This window comes from Streptomyces sp. NPDC048473, assembly GCF_043200155.1.
Lineage (GTDB): Bacteria > Actinomycetota > Actinomycetes > Streptomycetales > Streptomycetaceae > Streptomyces.
Map to the genome: position 1 here is coordinate 478,768 of NZ_JBICXE010000001.1, position 16,325 is coordinate 495,092.

General features: G+C 71.7%; 12 protein-coding genes. 10 read left to right on the forward strand and 2 right to left on the reverse strand.

Translation table 11 applies throughout. The features are described 5' to 3' along the window. Nucleotides 1–177: 177 nt before the first annotated feature. From lpdA to ACGFU7_RS02265, 6 genes are all read left to right on the forward strand, one after another. The gene (lpdA, locus tag ACGFU7_RS02240) at nucleotides 178–1,566 is read left to right on the forward strand and encodes a dihydrolipoyl dehydrogenase (RefSeq protein ID WP_393691414.1); all 1,389 of its coding nucleotides are present in this window, start codon (nucleotides 178–180) and stop codon (nucleotides 1,564–1,566) included. A gap of 61 nt (nucleotides 1,567–1,627) precedes the next feature. Continuing rightward, nucleotides 1,628–3,409, forward strand: coding sequence for a 2-oxoglutarate dehydrogenase, E2 component, dihydrolipoamide succinyltransferase (gene sucB / locus ACGFU7_RS02245; RefSeq protein ID WP_393691416.1), 1,782 nt, complete (start codon nucleotides 1,628–1,630; stop codon nucleotides 3,407–3,409). A gap of 147 nt (nucleotides 3,410–3,556) precedes the next feature. Then, nucleotides 3,557–4,180, forward strand: coding sequence for a GntR family transcriptional regulator (locus ACGFU7_RS02250; RefSeq protein ID WP_266361865.1), 624 nt, complete (start codon nucleotides 3,557–3,559; stop codon nucleotides 4,178–4,180). Between the two features lie 257 nt (nucleotides 4,181–4,437). Beyond that, nucleotides 4,438–7,107, forward strand: a complete 2,670-nt coding sequence (aceE, locus tag ACGFU7_RS02255; RefSeq protein ID WP_393691418.1) for a pyruvate dehydrogenase (acetyl-transferring), homodimeric type — start codon at nucleotides 4,438–4,440, stop codon at nucleotides 7,105–7,107. A gap of 175 nt (nucleotides 7,108–7,282) precedes the next feature. Further along, on the forward strand, nucleotides 7,283–8,254 hold the full coding sequence (locus tag ACGFU7_RS02260) for a helix-turn-helix transcriptional regulator (protein ID WP_393691419.1): 972 nt from the start codon (nucleotides 7,283–7,285) through the stop codon (nucleotides 8,252–8,254). A 61-nt stretch (nucleotides 8,255–8,315) separates the two neighbouring features. Continuing rightward, nucleotides 8,316–8,837, forward strand: coding sequence for a DUF4240 domain-containing protein (locus tag ACGFU7_RS02265; RefSeq protein WP_393691834.1), 522 nt, complete (start codon nucleotides 8,316–8,318; stop codon nucleotides 8,835–8,837). A 90-nt stretch (nucleotides 8,838–8,927) separates the two neighbouring features. On the opposite strand, the gene ACGFU7_RS02270 is transcribed toward ACGFU7_RS02265, so the two are convergent. Further along, entirely contained in the window at nucleotides 8,928–9,455 is a 528-nt protein-coding gene (locus tag ACGFU7_RS02270) for a GNAT family N-acetyltransferase (RefSeq protein ID WP_393691421.1), read from the reverse strand. A gap of 133 nt (nucleotides 9,456–9,588) precedes the next feature. On the opposite strand from ACGFU7_RS02270, the gene ACGFU7_RS02275 reads away from it, so the two are divergent. Together ACGFU7_RS02275 and ACGFU7_RS02280 are read left to right on the forward strand one after the other, a co-directional pair. Beyond that, entirely contained in the window at nucleotides 9,589–10,488 is a 900-nt protein-coding gene (locus ACGFU7_RS02275) for a TIGR01777 family oxidoreductase (protein ID WP_393691422.1), read from the forward strand. A gap of 227 nt (nucleotides 10,489–10,715) precedes the next feature. Beyond that, nucleotides 10,716–12,023: an NAD(P)/FAD-dependent oxidoreductase gene (locus ACGFU7_RS02280; protein WP_393691424.1), complete on the forward strand. Its 1,308-nt coding sequence runs from the start codon at nucleotides 10,716–10,718 to the stop codon at nucleotides 12,021–12,023. A 211-nt stretch (nucleotides 12,024–12,234) separates the two neighbouring features. Here ACGFU7_RS02280 and ACGFU7_RS02285 read toward each other — a convergent pair whose 3' ends face one another. Next, the gene (locus tag ACGFU7_RS02285; protein WP_393691426.1) at nucleotides 12,235–13,995 is read right to left on the reverse strand and encodes a regulator; all 1,761 of its coding nucleotides are present in this window, start codon (nucleotides 13,993–13,995) and stop codon (nucleotides 12,235–12,237) included. Nucleotides 13,996–14,259: 264 nt separating this feature from the next. On the opposite strand from ACGFU7_RS02285, the gene lipB reads away from it, so the two are divergent. Beyond that, nucleotides 14,260–15,072: a lipoyl(octanoyl) transferase LipB gene (gene lipB / locus ACGFU7_RS02290; RefSeq protein WP_393691428.1), complete on the forward strand. Its 813-nt coding sequence runs from the start codon at nucleotides 14,260–14,262 to the stop codon at nucleotides 15,070–15,072. Nucleotides 15,073–15,204: 132 nt separating this feature from the next. Beyond that, on the forward strand, nucleotides 15,205–16,170 hold the full coding sequence (lipA, locus tag ACGFU7_RS02295) for a lipoyl synthase (RefSeq protein ID WP_383978109.1): 966 nt from the start codon (nucleotides 15,205–15,207) through the stop codon (nucleotides 16,168–16,170). Nucleotides 16,171–16,325: the final 155 nt, after the last annotated feature.

Here is a 16,325-nt window from a genome sequence, read left to right on the forward strand (position 1 = left end):
CCTCAGACCCGGGCCCCGCGTCCCGCCCACCGTCAACAAGTGCGAAGATGGGTTCTCGGCAGGACAGGGCCCCCACCACAGGGCCGAATAACAAAAGCGGCCGAACACCAGCCGACCGGCCGGTCACACCCCAGCGACGGGGCCCGGCGTACGGCGCACATGCATGGAGGACGTGACGTGGCGAACGACGCCAGCACCGTTTTCGACCTAGTGATCCTCGGCGGTGGTAGCGGCGGTTACGCCGCGGCCCTGCGCGGAGCGCAGCTGGGCCTGGACGTCGCTCTGATCGAGAAGGGCAAGGTCGGCGGCACCTGCCTGCACAACGGTTGTATCCCGACGAAGGCCCTGCTGCACGCCGGCGAGATCGCCGACCAGGCGCGCGAGGCCGGGCAGTTCGGTGTCAAGGCCACCTTCGAGGGCATCGACATCGAGGCCGTCCACAAGTACAAGGACGACGTGATCTCGGGCCTGTACAAGGGTCTGCAGGGTCTCATCGCCTCGCGCAAGGTCACCTACATCGAGGGTGAGGGACGGCTCTCCTCCCCCACCTCGGTGGATGTGAACGGCCAGCGCGTCCAGGGCCGCCACGTGCTGCTCGCGACCGGCTCCGTGCCGAAGTCGCTGCCGGGCCTGGAGATCGACGGCAACCGCATCATCTCCTCGGACCACGCGCTGAAGCTGGACCGTGTCCCGAAGTCCGCGATCGTGCTGGGCGGCGGCGTCATCGGCGTCGAGTTCGCCTCGGCGTGGACGTCCTTCGGCACCGACGTGACGATCATCGAGGGCCTGAAGCACCTCGTCCCGGTCGAGGACGAGAACAGCTCGAAGCTTCTTGAGCGCGCCTTCCGCAAGCGCGGCATCAAGTTCAACCTCGGTACGTTCTTCCAGAGCGCCGAGTACACGCAGGACGGCGTCCGCGTGACCCTCGCCGACGGCAAGACCTTCGAGGCCGAGGTGCTGCTGGTCGCCATCGGCCGCGGCCCGGTCTCGCAGGGTCTGGGCTACGAGGAGGCCGGCGTCGCGATGGACCGCGGCTACGTCCTCGTCGACGAGTACATGCAGACCAACGTGCCCACCATCTCGGCCGTGGGTGACCTGGCCCCGACGCTCCAGCTCGCGCACGTCGGCTTCGCCGAGGGCATCCTGGTGGCGGAGCGGCTGGCCGGTCTGAAGACCGTTCCGATCGACTACGACGGTGTCCCGCGGGTGACGTACTGCCACCCCGAGGTCGCCTCCGTGGGCATCACCGAGGCCAAGGCCAAGGAGCTCTACGGCGCGGACAAGGTCGTCGCTCTGAAGTACAACCTCGCGGGCAACGGCAAGAGCAAGATCCTCAAGACCGCGGGCGAGATCAAGCTCGTCCAGGTCAAGGACGGTGCCGTGGTCGGCGTCCACATGGTCGGTGACCGTATGGGCGAGCAGGTCGGCGAAGCCCAGCTGATCTACAACTGGGAGGCGCTGCCCGCCGAGGTCGCGCAGCTCATCCACGCCCACCCGACCCAGAGCGAGGCGCTCGGCGAGGCCCACCTGGCCCTGGCCGGCAAGCCGCTGCACTCCCACGACTGATCAGTCGACCGGGCGCGACGACCGACCTACTTCCGCACTTTCGTAAGGAGCAACTGAAACCATGTCGGTTTCCGTAACCCTTCCGGCGCTCGGCGAGAGCGTCACCGAGGGCACTGTCACCCGCTGGCTGAAGGCCGAGGGCGAGCGCGTCGAGGCCGACGAGCCGTTGCTCGAGGTTTCGACCGACAAGGTCGACACCGAGATCCCGGCCCCCGCGGCCGGCATCCTCGCCTCCATCAAGGTCGCCGAGGACGAGACCGTCGAGGTCGGCGCCGAGCTGGCCGTCATCGACGACGGCACGGGTGCGCCGGCTGCCGCCGCGGCCCCGGCCGCCGAGCCCGTGGCCGCCCCGGCGCCGGTCGCCGAGGCCCCCGCTGCCGCTGCTCCGGCCCCCGTGGCCGAAGCTCCGGCCGCCGCCGCACCGGCCGGTGGCGCCGCCGGTACCGACGTCACCCTCCCGGCGCTCGGCGAGAGCGTCACCGAGGGCACCGTCACCCGCTGGCTGAAGGAGGTCGGCGAGGAGGTCACGGAGGACGAGCCCCTCCTGGAGGTCTCCACGGACAAGGTCGACACCGAGATCCCGGCCCCGGTTTCCGGTGTGCTGCTGGAGATCGTCGTCGCCGAGGACGAGACCGCCGAGGTCGGCGCCAAGCTCGCCGTCATCGGTGCCGCCGGTGCCGCTCCGGCGGCTGCCCCGGCCCCGGCCGCTCCGGCACCCGTCGCCGCCCCGGCTCCGGCCCCGGTCGCCGCTGCCCCCGCCCCGGCACCGGTCGCTCCGGCCGCCCCCGCGCCGGCTCCGGCCCCGGTGGCGCCCGCCGCCCCGGTCGCCGCTCCGGCCCCGGTGGCCCCGGCCGCTCCGGCGCCCGTTGCCGCTCCGGCTCCGGTCGCCCCGGCCGCGCACGCCGGTGACGACGGCGCGTACGTCACGCCGCTGGTCCGCAAGCTCGCCGCCGAGAACGGCGTCGACCTGGGCGCGGTCAAGGGCACCGGCGTCGGTGGCCGTATCCGCAAGCAGGACGTCGTCGCCGCCGCGGAGGCCGCCAGGGCCGCCGCCGCTGCTCCGGCCCCCGCCGCTGCTCCGGCCGCCGCCTCCAAGGCGCCGAAGCTGGAGGCCTCCCCGCTGCGCGGTCAGACGGTCAAGATGACCCGCATGCGCAAGGTCATCGGCGACAACATGATGAAGGCGCTGCACTCGCAGGCCCAGCTGACCTCGGTCGTCGAGGTCGACATCACGAAGCTGATGAAGCTGCGCAACCAGGCGAAGGCCTCGTTCGCCGCCCGTGAGGGCGTCAAGCTGTCCCCGATGCCGTTCTTCGTGAAGGCGGCGGCCCAGGCGCTGAAGGCCCACCCGGTCGTCAACGCCCGGATCAACGAGGACGAGGGCACCATCACGTACTTCGACTCGGAGAACATCGGCATCGCCGTGGACGCCGAGAAGGGTCTGATGACCCCGGTCATCAAGGGTGCGGGCGACCTGAACATCGCCGGTATCTCGAAGAAGACCGCCGAGCTGGCCGGCAAGGCCCGCGGTGGCGGCCTGACGCCGGACGACATGTCCGGTGCCACCTTCACCATCAGCAACACCGGCTCGCGCGGTGCGCTGTTCGACACCGTCATCGTGCCCCCGAACCAGGCAGCCATCCTGGGCATCGGTGCCACGGTCCGCCGCCCGGTGGTCATCGACCACCCGGACCTCGGCGAGACGATCGCGGTGCGCGACATGACGTACCTCTCGCTCTCCTACGACCACCGTCTGGTGGACGGCGCGGACGCCGCCCGTTACCTGACCGCGGTCAAGGCGATCCTGGAGGCCGGTGAGTTCGAGGTCGAGCTCGGCCTCTGAGCACCACGGTTGTAACCAGCCTCACCAGCGGCGCCCCTGTCCGGAACACTTCCGGTCGGGGGCGCCGCCGTATTGTCTAGACACCACCGGTCGCCCCGGCAGCCGTGATGGCTCAGACAGCACCGGTTTGCCCCGAAGGAGCCCCTCATGACCCCGCCCGTCGTCCACTCGCTGCGCGAACAGATCCGCGAGCACATCGTGGACGGGATCGTCAGCGGGCGCTGGAAACCGGGTGAGCGGATCGTGGAGCGCCGGATCGCCACCGAGCTGGAGGTCAGCCAGACGCCCGTACGCGAGGCGCTGCGGGAGCTGGAGACGCTCCGGCTGATCGAGTCGGCACCCAACAAGGGCGTACGGGTCCGCAATCTCACCGCGGCCGATCTGGAGGAGAGCTATCCGGTTCGGGCCGGTCTTGAGCAGATCGCGGCGGAGCTGGCGGCTCCGGCCCTCGGCGAGGACTGCTCGCGCCTCGCGCCGCATGTGACGGCGCTCTACGAGGCGGACCGGCTGGCCGACGGCGAGGCGCAGGTGCGGCACACCGTGGGGTTCCACCGCGAGATGGTGCGGGCCGCCGGGAACGCCGTGCTGCTGCACACCTGGGAGGGGCTGGGCATCGAGGTGTTCACCGCGCTGTCGATCCGGTGGCTGGGCACGGTCCAGAAGTCGTACGCGGAGGAGCACGAGGCGCTCATCGAGGCGTTCCTGCGGAAGGACCCGGACATCGGTGTGCTGGTCAAGGCGCATGTGCTCGGCTGCGCACCGCGCGCCTGAGGTTGGTACGCATCTGTCGTGGGGGGCGCTCGCCTGTGCAGGCGAGCGCCCTTTTTGTGCACTAAATCCCGTCACTCCGTGCCCCGTTTCGCGGCACCGAATGCCACTTTCTTCATATCGAGAAGTTTTGCCTTTCATCCTTTGATCGATCATCGATCGGCGACTTACAGTTCACTCCGCGGGCCCACCGGCCCCATCGCCCTGTCCTGCCAGTCAGGGCCTTTCTCCACCCCCCTCCACTCCGGAAGGCGGCGATCATGACCGACCCCGTAGGAAAGCTTCCGAGCGAGCTCGACCAGCTCCCGGACCGTGACCCCGAGGAGACCGCCGAATGGGCGGCCTCCCTGGATGCCGTCACCAAGGCCGCGGGCCCGCACCGTGCCGCGTACCTGATGCGTCGCTCGCTCCAGCACGCCGAGGGCGCCGGTCTCGCGCTGCCCAAGCTGCTGGAGAGCGATTACGTCAACTCCATCCCGACCGCCGCCGAGCCCGCGTTCGACGGCGACCTGGAGATGGAGTCCAGGATCACCGCCTGGAACCGCTGGAACGCGGCAGCGATGGTCACCCGTGGCGCCCGGCTCGGCGTCGGCGGCCACATCGCCACCTTCGCCTCGGCAGCCTGGCTGTACGAGACCGGCTTCAACCACTTCTTCCGCGGCAAGGAAGGGGACGGCTCCGGCGACCAGCTCTACATCCAGGGCCACGCCTCCCCCGGCATCTACGCCCGCGCCTTCCTCGACGGCCGGCTCAGCGAGCAGCAGCTCGACAACTTCCGCCAGGAGGCGGGCGGCGACGGTCTGCCGTCCTACCCGCACCCACGGCGGCTGCCCTGGCTGTGGGAGTTCCCCACCGTGTCGATGGGCCTCGGCCCGCTCTCGGCGATCTACCAGGCGCGCTTCAACCGCTATCTGGCCAACCGCAACATCAAGGACACGTCGAACTCGCACGTCTGGGCCTTCCTCGGCGACGGCGAGATGGACGAGCCCGAGTCGACCGCCGCCCTCGCCCTCGCGGCCCGTGAGCAGCTCGACAACCTGACCTTCGTCATCAACTGCAACCTGCAGCGCCTCGACGGCCCGGTCCGCGCCAACTTCCGCGTGGTCCAGGAGCTGGAGGGCGCGTTCCGCGGCGCCGGCTGGAACGTCATCAAGACGCTCTGGGGCAACGCCTGGGACGAGCTGTTCCAGCTGGACACCACCGGTGCGCTGGTGCGCCGGCTCCGAGAGGTCCCGGACGCGCAGTTCCAGACGTACGCCACCCGCGACGTCGCGTACATCCGTGAGCACTTCTTCGGCGCCGAGCCCGCGCTCGCCGAGCTGGCGAAGCTGCTCACCGACGCGAAGATCGCCGAGTGTTTCTACACCTCGCGCGGCGGCCACGAGGCCCGCAAGGTCTATGCGGCGTACAGGGCTGCCGTCGAGCACAAGGGCGCGCCCACCGTGATCCTCGCGCAGACGGTGAAGGGCTACACGCTCGGCAAGGGCTTCGAGTCCAAGAACGCCAATCACCAGATGAAGAAGCTGTCGATCGACGAGTTCAAGGGCATGCGCGAGCTGCTCGGCCTCCCGATCCCGGACAGCGCCTTCGCCGACGGCGTGGTGCCTTACGGCCACCCGGGCGCCGACTCCCCCGAGGTCCGCTACCTCCAGGAGCGCCGTGCCGCTCTCGGCGGCCCCGCGCCGGCCCGCCGGGTGCACGCGGTGGCGCTGCCCGAGCCCGAGGAGCGCGCGTTCCAGGCCCTGTACAAGGGGTCCGGCAAACAGGAGATGGCCACCACCATGGCGTTCGTGCGCCTGGCCAAGGACCTGATGCGGGACAAGGAGACCGGCAAGCGCTGGGTGCCGATCGTCCCGGACGAGGCCCGTACCTTCGGCATGGAGTCGCTGTTCCCGTCGGCAGGCATCTACTCGCCGCTGGGCCAGACGTACGAGCCGGTCGACCGCGACCAGTTGATGTACTACAAGGAGGCCAAGGACGGGCAGATCCTCAACGAGGGGATCACCGAAGCCGGGGCCATGGCCGACTTCATCGCCGCCGCCACGTCGTACGCGACGCACGGCGAGACGATGATCCCCTTCTACATCTTCTACTCGATGTTCGGCTGGCAGCGGACCGGCGACCAGATGTGGCAGCTCGCCGACCAGCTCGGCAAGGGCTTCATCGTCGGCGCCACGGCCGGCCGGACGACGCTGACCGGCGAGGGCCTCCAGCACGCGGACGGCCATTCGCACCTGATCGCGTCCACGAACCCCGCGTCGCTCAACTACGACCCGGCGTTCGCGTACGAGATCGCGGTGATCGTCAAGGACGGTCTGCGCCGGATGTACGGCCCCGAGGCCGAGAACGTCTTCTACTACCTGACGGTCTACAACGAGCCGAAGCCGCAGCCCGCGATGCCGGAAGGCGTCGAGGAGGGCATCGTCAAGGGCCTCTACCGCTTCAAGGAGGGCACGCCCACGACGGCGGACGCACCGCGCGTCCAGCTGATGGCCTCCGGTACGGCGATCCACTGGGCCCTGGGGGCGCAGGAGCTGCTGGCCGCGGACTGGGGTGTCACGGCCGACGTCTGGTCCGCCACCTCGTGGGGCGAGCTGCGCCGCGAGGCGCTGGAGTGCGACGAGGCGCTGCTCCGCGGTGAGCAGCGGGTGCCGTACGTGACCCAGGCGCTGGAGGGCGCACCGGGTCCGGTCCTCGCGGTCAGCGACTGGATGCGGCAGGTCCCGGACCAGATCAGCCAGTGGGTGGAGCAGGACTGGTCCTCGCTCGGCACGGACGGCTTCGGGCTCTCCGACACCCGCGACGCGGCCCGCCGCCACTTCGGCGTCGACGCCCAGTCGATCACGGTCGCGGCCCTGGCCCAGCTGGCCCGCCGCGGCGAGGTGACCGCGTCCGCGGTCAAGGAGGCCCGGGAGCGGTACGGGCTCTGACGCGAGGGCGGCCGGGTACGCCCGGCTGCCGCTGTTGTCCTCGATCGCCGGACGGGCTTGAAGATCAAGCCCGTCCGGCGATCGAGGACATCTTTTGAGCCCGGCCGGCGATCGAGGCCCCCACGCGGCCGGGGCACGCGGGCCGCAACCCGCACACCGCGGCCACAATGGCCGCATGCGTGCTGCCCGTCTCATCAAAATGGTGCTGCTCCTGCAGTCCCGCCCCGCCATGACCGCCACCGAGCTCGCCCAGGAGCTCGAAGTGTCCGAACGGACCGTCACCCGCGACGCGCAGGCACTCTCCGAAGCGGGCGTCCCGGTGTACGCGGACCGGGGCCGGGCCGGGGGCTACCGGCTGGTCGGCGGGTACCGCACGCGCCTCACCGGACTCGCCCGTAACGAGGCCGAGGCGCTCTTCCTCTCCGGGCTGCCGTCCGCGCTGCGCGAGATGGGCCTGGAGGACGCCGCGTCCGCCGCCCGGCTCAAGGTGTCGGCGGCTCTGCTCCCTTCCCTGCGGGACGCCTCCGACAGCGCCGCCCAGCGCTTCCACCTGGACGCTCCCGGCTGGTACCAGGAACCGGTCACCCCCGAACTGCTGCCCGCTGTCGCGGAGGCGGTCTGGGACGACCGGATCGTCCATGCCCGCTACCGCCGCAGCGGCCGGGACGACGAGGTGGAGCGGGAGCTGGCCCCGTACGGACTCGTCCTGAAGGCCGGGGTCTGGTATCTCTGTGCCCGCGTGGCGGACGACTTCCGGGTGTACCGGATCGACCGGTTCTCGGCCGTCGCGGTGTCGGACGAGCGGTTCGAACGCGACGAACAGTTCGATCTGCCGGGCTTCTGGGACGAGCGGGCCGCCCAGTTCGCCCGCTCGCTCCTGCGTACCGAGGTGACGGTACGGGTGTCGCAGGAGGGTGTACGCCGACTGCCGTACGCCATGGACCGTTCGGCGGTCCACGACGCGCTGGACGCGGCCGGCCCGCCCGACGCGCAGGGGCGGCTCACCGTCACCCTGCCGGTCGAGTCCCTCGATGTAGCGTACAACCAACTACTGACCCTGGGGCCGGAGTTGGAGGTCCTCGAACCGGCCGCTCTGCGGGCCCGCTTCACCGCAGCCGCCGAACGCCTGCACGACCTCTATCGCTGAAGGCTTCTTTTCGCCGCGTCCGCGTGCGTCGCCCGCCGTCAAGGCCGATGCTTGTCCCGTGATGGACGAGACGGAGTTCTGGGAGATCATCGACAGCACCCGCGAGGCCGCCGAGGGCGACCCCGAGGACCAGGCCGACCTGCTCGTCGAACGGCTGGTGCGGCTCGATCCCGAAGCCGTGCTGGATTTCGCCAGGCACTTCGAGGCCCGTTACAACCGCGCCTACCGCTGGGAACTGTGGGGCGCCGCCGCCGTGCTGCTCGGCGGCGCGAGCGACGACGCCTTCGACTTCTTCCGCTGCTGGCTGATCGGGCAGGGCCGGGAGATCTTCGAGGGCGCTCTGCACGATCCGGACAACCTCGCCGATCTCCTCGACGACTTCGACGAGGAGATCGACGGGGACGCCGAGGATCTCGGCTACGCCGCCGACGAGGCGTACGAACAACTCACCGGCGTGGTCGCCCCGGACCTCGGCCTGCCGCCCCAGGCATCCGAGCCGGAGGGCACCCCCTTCAGCTTCGAGGACGACACGGCCCTGGCGGAACGCTTTCCCGCGCTCTGGGAACGGTTCGGAGCAGGCTGAACGCGCGGGTTCGGAGCCGGCTGAACGCGCCCGGGGCCCTGTCGCCGAGCTGCGGGCCCGACGGCACCACGGCGCACAGGACACGAGGGGTCACGGGGCGAGCGAGCGGCCCATCATGACGTCGTCGACGTAACGCCCGTGCAGGAAGAACTCACCGGGCAGCACACCCTCGACGGCGAATCCCTCCGACTCGTAAAGGGCCCGCGCGGGTGCGTTGTGCCCGAGCACCCGCAGCGTCATCCGGTTCGCCCCGTCACTCCGCGCCGCCGTGAACGCGGCCCGCAGCAGGGCCCTGGCAATACCGCGGCCGCGCGCCCAGTCGGCCACGGCGAGGCCCTGTATCTGCCGGACATGTGTGTTGCAGGCCAGCGGGGTCGGCGGGACCAGCCTGGTGTACCCGGCGAGGCACACCTCTCCCGCCGCGTTCTCCGCCTCGGCCACGAGGAAGCCCTCGGGCTTGTGGCGGTCGTCGAAGAACGGCGCGTACGGGGGCTGCGGCCTCGGTGTCACGGCGTGCAGCGTCGACCAGGTGGCGCGGTCGAGTTCGCCGAGAGCGGCTTCGTCGGAGAGAACCGCGGGGCGGACGGGGCGGACCGGGTACGTGTGGATCTCGGGCATGCGCGCCACTGTGCCACGCCACCCGTCGCCCGGTCAGCCCTGTTTCGCGGCCCGGCGCAGGCCGGCGACGCACGAAGGGCCGTCGGCCCGGCGGGGGCGGCGCACCGGGGGCCGCTGCGGCAGGATGGACCCCATGCTGCATTCCCGTATCGCTGTCACCGGAGCATCCGGACTCATCGGAGCGGCGCTGGTGCGCTCGCTGCGGACCGACGGGCACGAGGTCGTTCGCCTGGTGCGGCACCCGGCGCGGGCGGGCGACGAGGTGGAGTGGGATCCCAAGCGCGGATACGTCGACGTGGCGGGCCTGGTGGGCTGCGATGCCGTCGTCCATCTCGCCGGGGCCGGGGTCGGCGACCACCGCTGGACACCCGCGTACAAGAAGGAGATCCGGGACAGCCGGGTGCTCGGGACGGCGGCCGTCGCCGAGGCCGTCGCGTCGCTGGACGTACCGCCGAAGGTGCTGCTGTCCGGCTCGGCCATCGGCTACTACGGCGACACGGGGGACCGTGCGGTCGACGAGAGCGCCCCGGCCGGCGAGGGCTTCCTGCCGTCCGTGTGCGTGGAGTGGGAGGCGGCCACGGCCGCCGCTCAGGAGGCGGGCGTACGGACGGTGCACGCGCGCACCGGTCTGGTCGTCGGCCGTGAGGGCGGGGCCTGGGGGCAGCTCTTCCCGCTGTTCCGGGCGGGGCTCGGCGGGCGGCTGGGCAACGGGCGCCAGTACTGGAGCTTCATCGCGCTGCACGACGAGGTAGCGGCCCTGCGGCACATCCTGGACACGGAGTCGCTGTCGGGTCCGGTGAATCTGACCGGCCCCGACCCCGTCACCAACGGCGAGGTGACGGCCGCGATGGGACGGGTGCTGCGCCGCCCCACGCTCCTGACCGCTCCGGCACCGGCCCTGCGGATCGTCCTGGGGGACTTCGCGGAGGATGTGCTGGGCAGCCAGCGTGTACTGCCGGGTCAACTGCTGAACTCGGGCTTCGTGTTCGCCTTCCCGGGAATCGACGGCGCGATCCGCGCAGCGCTGCGCTGAGCGCACCGAACACGCACCGGCACACGCCGGACCGCGCCATGCGCAGCCCTGGCCCGCATATCCTCCGCGCATTCGGACGGACGTGCGACCCCGTGCAACGGTGCCCCCGGTGCGCGCGACTGCGCCCGCACCGGCCCCCCTCCTAGCCTCCTTGCGAACTCGGGCATTCCGGGGGCCTGTTGGGGGCAAGAGCCTCCCAGTAGTTGCGCCGACTCGGGGAGGGGCACGTGCTCAGCTCGGCACACCACGCGGACGTCGTCATCATCGGGGCCGGGATCGCCGGTCTGTCAGCCGCCCACCAACTGACCAGCGCAGGGGTAAGTGTCAGCGTCCTGGAGGCCGGCCCCCGGGTCGGCGGCCGGATGGCCACCGCCGACGTGGACGGCTTCCGGCTCGACCACATCGGCCCGCTGCTCAGCACCTCGTACCCGGAACTCCGCCGGATGCCCGCCCTCGAAGGGCTCGTGCTGCGCAACTTCGCACCGGGGGTGCTCGTCCACAGCGAGGGCCGTCAGTACCGGACCGGTGATGTACGGGGCGCGCGGGGCGCATTCAAGGTGGCGCGCGCCCTGGCAAGCGCCCCCCGTCCGTCGATGGGTGGGCCGATCGACCAGGCCCGGCTGGGCGCCGCCCTGTCCCGGCTCGCCGCCACCCCGGCAGCCCGCATCCTGGCCCGGCCCGAACAGACCGCGCTCGCCGCCCTGTCCCACCGCGGCCTGACCTCCCGTACGGTCAACGGCTTCCTTCGCCCGCTGCTCTCCGCGCTCCTCAGCGACCCGGAGCTCACCACGTCCAGCCGGTGCGCCGATCTCACCCTGCGCGGCTATGCGCGCGGCAGGCTGTGCGTACCCGAGGGCGGTTCGGAAAGGCTGCCCGAACTGCTCGCGGCCGCGCTGCCGCCCGGCACCGTACGGACGGGTGTGCATGTCACGGCTGCCGACATCACCTCGGTCCGCACCAAGGAGCACGGCGAACTGGGCTGCCGCTCCCTGCTGCTGGCGACCGGCGCGGGCGCCGCCGCCGAACTGCTGCCCGGTCTGCGGGTACCGCCCTTCCACCCCGTGACGGTCCTTCACCACACCGCCCCCGCTCCCCCGCCGACCGGCGCCTCGCTGCTGCTGGACGCCGACCGCTCGGGCCCGGTCGCACACACCGCGGTGATGAGCGCGGTCGACCCCTCGCGCGCCCCGCACGGCCGGACCCTGATCAGCTCGACGGTGCTCGGCACCCCGCCGCCCGACCTGGACCGCACGGTCCGCGCCCATCTCGCCGCCCTGTACGGCACCCCCACCGACGACTGGGAGCTGCTGGCCGCCCACCACGACCCCGAGGCGGTCCCCGCGATGCCGGCCCCGCACGATCTGCGCCGCCCGGTCCGGCTGCTCGCCGGGCTGTACGTGTGCGGCGACCACCGCGACACGAGCACGGTCCAGGGCGCCCTGTTCTCGGGCCGCCGCGCAGCCGAGGCGATCCTCACCGACCTGGGCGTACGGCCGGGGTACGGGAACGGGGCGGCGCTGCCCGAAGCGGCGTAGGCCCAGGGCACCGGGCGGTGGCCGGGGCACCAGGCCGCGGGCGCCGTCTCGCGGGCGCCGGGCCACGGGCGCCGTCTCGCGGGCGCCGGGCCACGCGCGGTGGCCAGGCCGCGGGCACCAGGGCCGGGCGGTCTCCGGGCGGTGGCCTGGCACCGGCCCGGGCGGTAGCCGGCCCGGGCGGTAGCCGGCCCGGGCGGTAGCCGGCCCGGGCTCACCCCAGTGCGGCGACCCGCTCGCGGTATCCCCGCACCGCGGCCGCGTCCCGGTACGGCTCCAGGCGGCGCTCGAAGTCCCGTACGTACTCCGTCGCCCGTACCGACCGCATCTCCGCCGCCTGCTGGGCGGCCTCGGCGCCGAGCACGCACGCCTGGTCGAGCTCACCGAGCCCGAGCCGCGCGGAGGCCAGCACCACCCGGCAGAACAGCCGACTGCGGGCGTACGCCGGGGCGCGCAGCTGGAGGGAGCGCTCCGCGTGCTGCGCCGAGATCCGGTACTGCTGCAGATCCCGGTGGCAGTGGCCGAAGTCGTCGGCGAGCTGGGCCTCGTCGAAGTACCGCGCCCAGTACGGCACCTCGTCCCCGGGGCGGGCGATCTCCAGCGAGCGTTCCGCCCGCGCCAGCGAGGCGGTGCAGGGCCTGGCCTCGCCGAGCACCCCGTGGCCGCGTGCCTCGACGGCGTGCAGCAGGGCCTGGACGACGGGCGGCGCCGACGAACCGATGCCCTGCTGGGCGACGCGGGCCAGCTGTACGGCTTCCCTGCCGTGCCCGAGGTAGACCGCCTGCCGGCTCATGGTGATCAGGACGTAGCTGCCGTACGCGCGGTCCCCCGCGGCCTGGGCGAGCCGCAGCGCCTGGACGAAGTACCGCTGGGCCAGGCCGTGGGCCGCGATGTCGTACGAGGTCCAGCCCACCAGCCGGGTCAGATCGGCGGCGGCGGAGAAGAGCCGCCGCCCGGTGGCCTCCCCGTACGTCCCGCGCAGCATCGGTTCCGTCTCGTGCTCCAGATACCGGACGAGGGCCTGCCGGGCATGGCCGCCGCCGTAGGCGTTGTCGAGGGTGCGGAAGAGTTCGCCGACCGACCGCAGGGCGGCGACATCACCGCTGCTGACCCGCTGGCCGGGGCCGCGGTCGCTCTGCCGCTGCCGGGGGACGCCGGGGGCGCCCGGCAGCCCTGTTCCCAGAGAGGCGGAAGCCGTCGAGGGTGCGGGGGATCCTGGTGGCGCGGACGGTCCGGGAGGCCGGGACGGTACGGGTCCACGGGCCCCGCTGCGGCCACTCGCACCGGCCGCCCCCGTCCCGCCGTGCCCACCGGCGCCGGGCCAGTGCGACCCGTGTAACCCCTGCGCTCCGATCCCACGCGCCCCGCCGAGACCACCGGGCCGCGCCGGACCACCGGCCTCAGTGGCCCCTACAGCTCCCGCAGCCCCTGCGGCCCCAGTGGGCCCGACGGACCTGCCGAGCCCACCAGCCACACGGGCACCACCGGCTCCGCCCGGCACCGGGGGCGAGGACTCACTCCCCCGCCCCACCCACTCATCGGCCCGGCCGATCAGCCAGTCCCTGCTGGGGACGACGAGCCCGGCCGGGGTGAAGGCGATCTTGCGCAGCTCCGCATGGCTGCCCGAGTCCTTCCGCCACAGTCCGCTGACGATGTCGACCGCCTCGGCGGGCGTGGCCGCGAACTCCAGGCCCGCGTAGACGGGGGCACATGCGTCGAGGCCCAGGTCCTGCGCGGAGAGGCGGCGCCCGAGCCGCCGGGTGAAGACCTCGGCGATCAGCGCGGGGGTGGTTCCGCGCGGCTGCTGGCCGCGCAGCCAGCGGGTCACGGAGGTCTTGTCGTACCGCAGGTCGAGGCCGTGTTCCAGACCGAGTTGGTCCACCCTGCGGGCGAGGCCGGCGTTGGAGAAGCCGGCCTCGGTGATGAGCGAGGCGAGTCGGCGGTTCGGGGTGCGCTGCGGAGGTCGTTCCGACATCAGCTGTACGGTCTCCTGCCTTCGGGGCCGGGCGGGCAGCCCTAATGGAACGGCGCGAATTTAGCGGCCTCTGGGGCGGTCGCAGCCACCTTCGCTTCACTTTCATCCGATCGTGTGAGGATTGGGGGTGGCGCTGACGGGCACGACCTGCTGGGCCACCGCCCGGAGTCCGGTCGTACAGTGGCTCGGGGCTGATTCAGTGCATGGTGGCGTGGCTCCGGGCACCCCCCGGCCCCCGGCACCGCGAGTAGGGAGGCATCTGTCGTGACTGAGCTTCGGTTCGTCCGGCTGGGATTCGGCGAGGAAGCCGTCGATTACCAGGAGGCCTGGCAGAAGCAGCGCGAGGTGCACGCGGCCAGATTCGAGGACACCGTCCCGGACACCTGTCTGCTGCTGGAACACCCGCCCGTCTACACGGCGGGGCGGCGCACGACCGTCAGTGAGCGCCCGCTGGACGGCACCCCGGTCATCGATGTGGACCGCGGCGGCAAGATCACCTGGCACGGTCCCGGACAGCTGGTCGGCTACCCGATCCAGAAGCTGCCCCGCCCGGTGGATGTCGTCGCGCACGTCCGCCGGCTGGAGGACGCGCTGATCCGTACCGCCGCCGAATTCGGTCTGGAGACCTCCCGGGTCGAGGGCCGCAGCGGGGTCTGGGTCCTCGGCGACCCGGTCGAGGACCGTCCGTCGATCGGCGGCCTCTCCCTCGACTTCGACCCGCGGCTGCAGGACGAGGAGTTCGACCCGCGGCTGAACGGCCCCGAGTACGCCCCGTCCAACGCCGGGCAGCGCCGCGAGGACCGCAAGCTGGCCGCGATCGGCATCCGGGTGGCCAAGGGCGTGACCATGCACGGCTTCGCGCTCAATGTGAACCCGGACAACACCTGGTTCGACCGCATTGTGCCGTGCGGCATCCGGGACGCGGGCGTCACGTCAATCGCGTACGAACTGGGCCGCGACATCACCATCGCGGACGTGCTCCCGGTCGTCGAGAAGCACCTCAAGGGCGTCCTGGAGAACGCGGAGCTCGCCCCGCGCACCATCGAGCGTCCGGCGGATGCCGTGGCCACGGCATGACAGCCTGAACACCCGGCGGGGAATAGGCCCTGCCGGCCACAGGTTGGCCAGACGTAAAGCCGTTTGAACCACGGGCGTACCCTGGTGTTCGCCGAAGAATCCAATGCAGTGAAAGCAAAGGGGAGTGCCGGAGTGTCCGCTGTCGCACCCGACGGGCGCAAGATGCTGCGCCTTGAGGTCCGGAACAGCCAGACCCCCATCGAGCGCAAGCCCGAGTGGATCAAAACCCGGGCGAAGATGGGCCCCGAGTACAACCAGCTGCAGAAGCTCGTGAAGAGCGAGGGTCTGCACACGGTGTGCCAGGAGGCCGGCTGCCCCAACATCTTCGAGTGCTGGGAGGACCGCGAGGCCACGTTCCTCATCGGCGGCGACCAGTGCACCCGGCGCTGTGACTTCTGCCAGATCGACACGGGCAAGCCGCAGGCGCTGGACCGGGACGAGCCCCGCAGGGTCGGCGAGTCCGTCGTCACGATGGACCTGAACTACGCCACCATCACCGGCGTCGCTCGCGACGACCTGGAGGACGGCGGTGCCTGGCTGTACGCGGAGACCGTGCGCCAGATCCACGCGCTGACCGCGGAGCGGGAGGCCGGCCGCACCAAGGTCGAGCTGCTGATCCCCGACTTCAACGCAGTGCCCGAGCAGCTCGCCGAGGTCTTCTCCTCGCGCCCCGAGGTGCTCGCGCACAACGTCGAGACGGTGCCGCGGATCTTCAAGCGGATCCGCCCCGGTTTCCGTTACGAGCGCTCCCTTGAGGTCATCACGCGGGCCCGCGAGGCCGGCCTGGTGACCAAGTCCAACCTGATCCTCGGCATGGGCGAGACCCGCGAGGAAGTCAGCGAGGCACTCCAGGATCTGTACGACGCGGGTTGCGAACTCATCACGATCACGCAGTACCTGCGGCCGTCCGTGCGCCACCACCCGGTCGAGCGCTGGGTGAAGCCGCAGGAGTTCGTGGAGCTGAAGGAGGAGGCCGACGAGATCGGCTACTCCGGCGTGATGTCCGGGCCGCTGGTCCGTTCCTCGTACCGCGCGGGCCGTCTTTTCCAGCAGGCGATCGAGCGGCGCGGCGCCGTCGCCGCGGCGCCCGCCGTGTGAATCCGAGCACAAGAAGCTACTGAGCGGTAATAGCTGATTCGACGCGGCCCCTACGCTCCCCGCAGGTCGGGGGCGCGTATGGGCCGCGTCGGCGTGCGCTGCGCCCATATCAAGGTTTCATTGGTGTTTGACCGACCGGTCATGCGCTGGTAACA

Coding starts and splice junctions, on each gene's coding strand:
- ACGFU7_RS02260 (WP_393691419.1), top strand. CDS start 7,283: ATGCGTGCTGCCCGTCTCATCAAAATGGTGCTGCTCCTGCAGTCCCGC.
- ACGFU7_RS02275 (WP_393691422.1), top strand. CDS start 9,589: ATGCTGCATTCCCGTATCGCTGTCACCGGAGCATCCGGACTCATCGGA.
- ACGFU7_RS02265 (WP_393691834.1), top strand. CDS start 8,316: ATGGACGAGACGGAGTTCTGGGAGATCATCGACAGCACCCGCGAGGCC.
- ACGFU7_RS02250 (WP_266361865.1), top strand. CDS start 3,557: ATGACCCCGCCCGTCGTCCACTCGCTGCGCGAACAGATCCGCGAGCAC.
- aceE (WP_393691418.1), top strand. CDS start 4,438: ATGACCGACCCCGTAGGAAAGCTTCCGAGCGAGCTCGACCAGCTCCCG.
- ACGFU7_RS02270 (WP_393691421.1), bottom strand. CDS start 9,455: ATGCCCGAGATCCACACGTACCCGGTCCGCCCCGTCCGCCCCGCGGTT.
- sucB (WP_393691416.1), top strand. CDS start 1,628: ATGTCGGTTTCCGTAACCCTTCCGGCGCTCGGCGAGAGCGTCACCGAG.
- ACGFU7_RS02285 (WP_393691426.1), bottom strand. CDS start 13,995: ATGTCGGAACGACCTCCGCAGCGCACCCCGAACCGCCGACTCGCCTCG.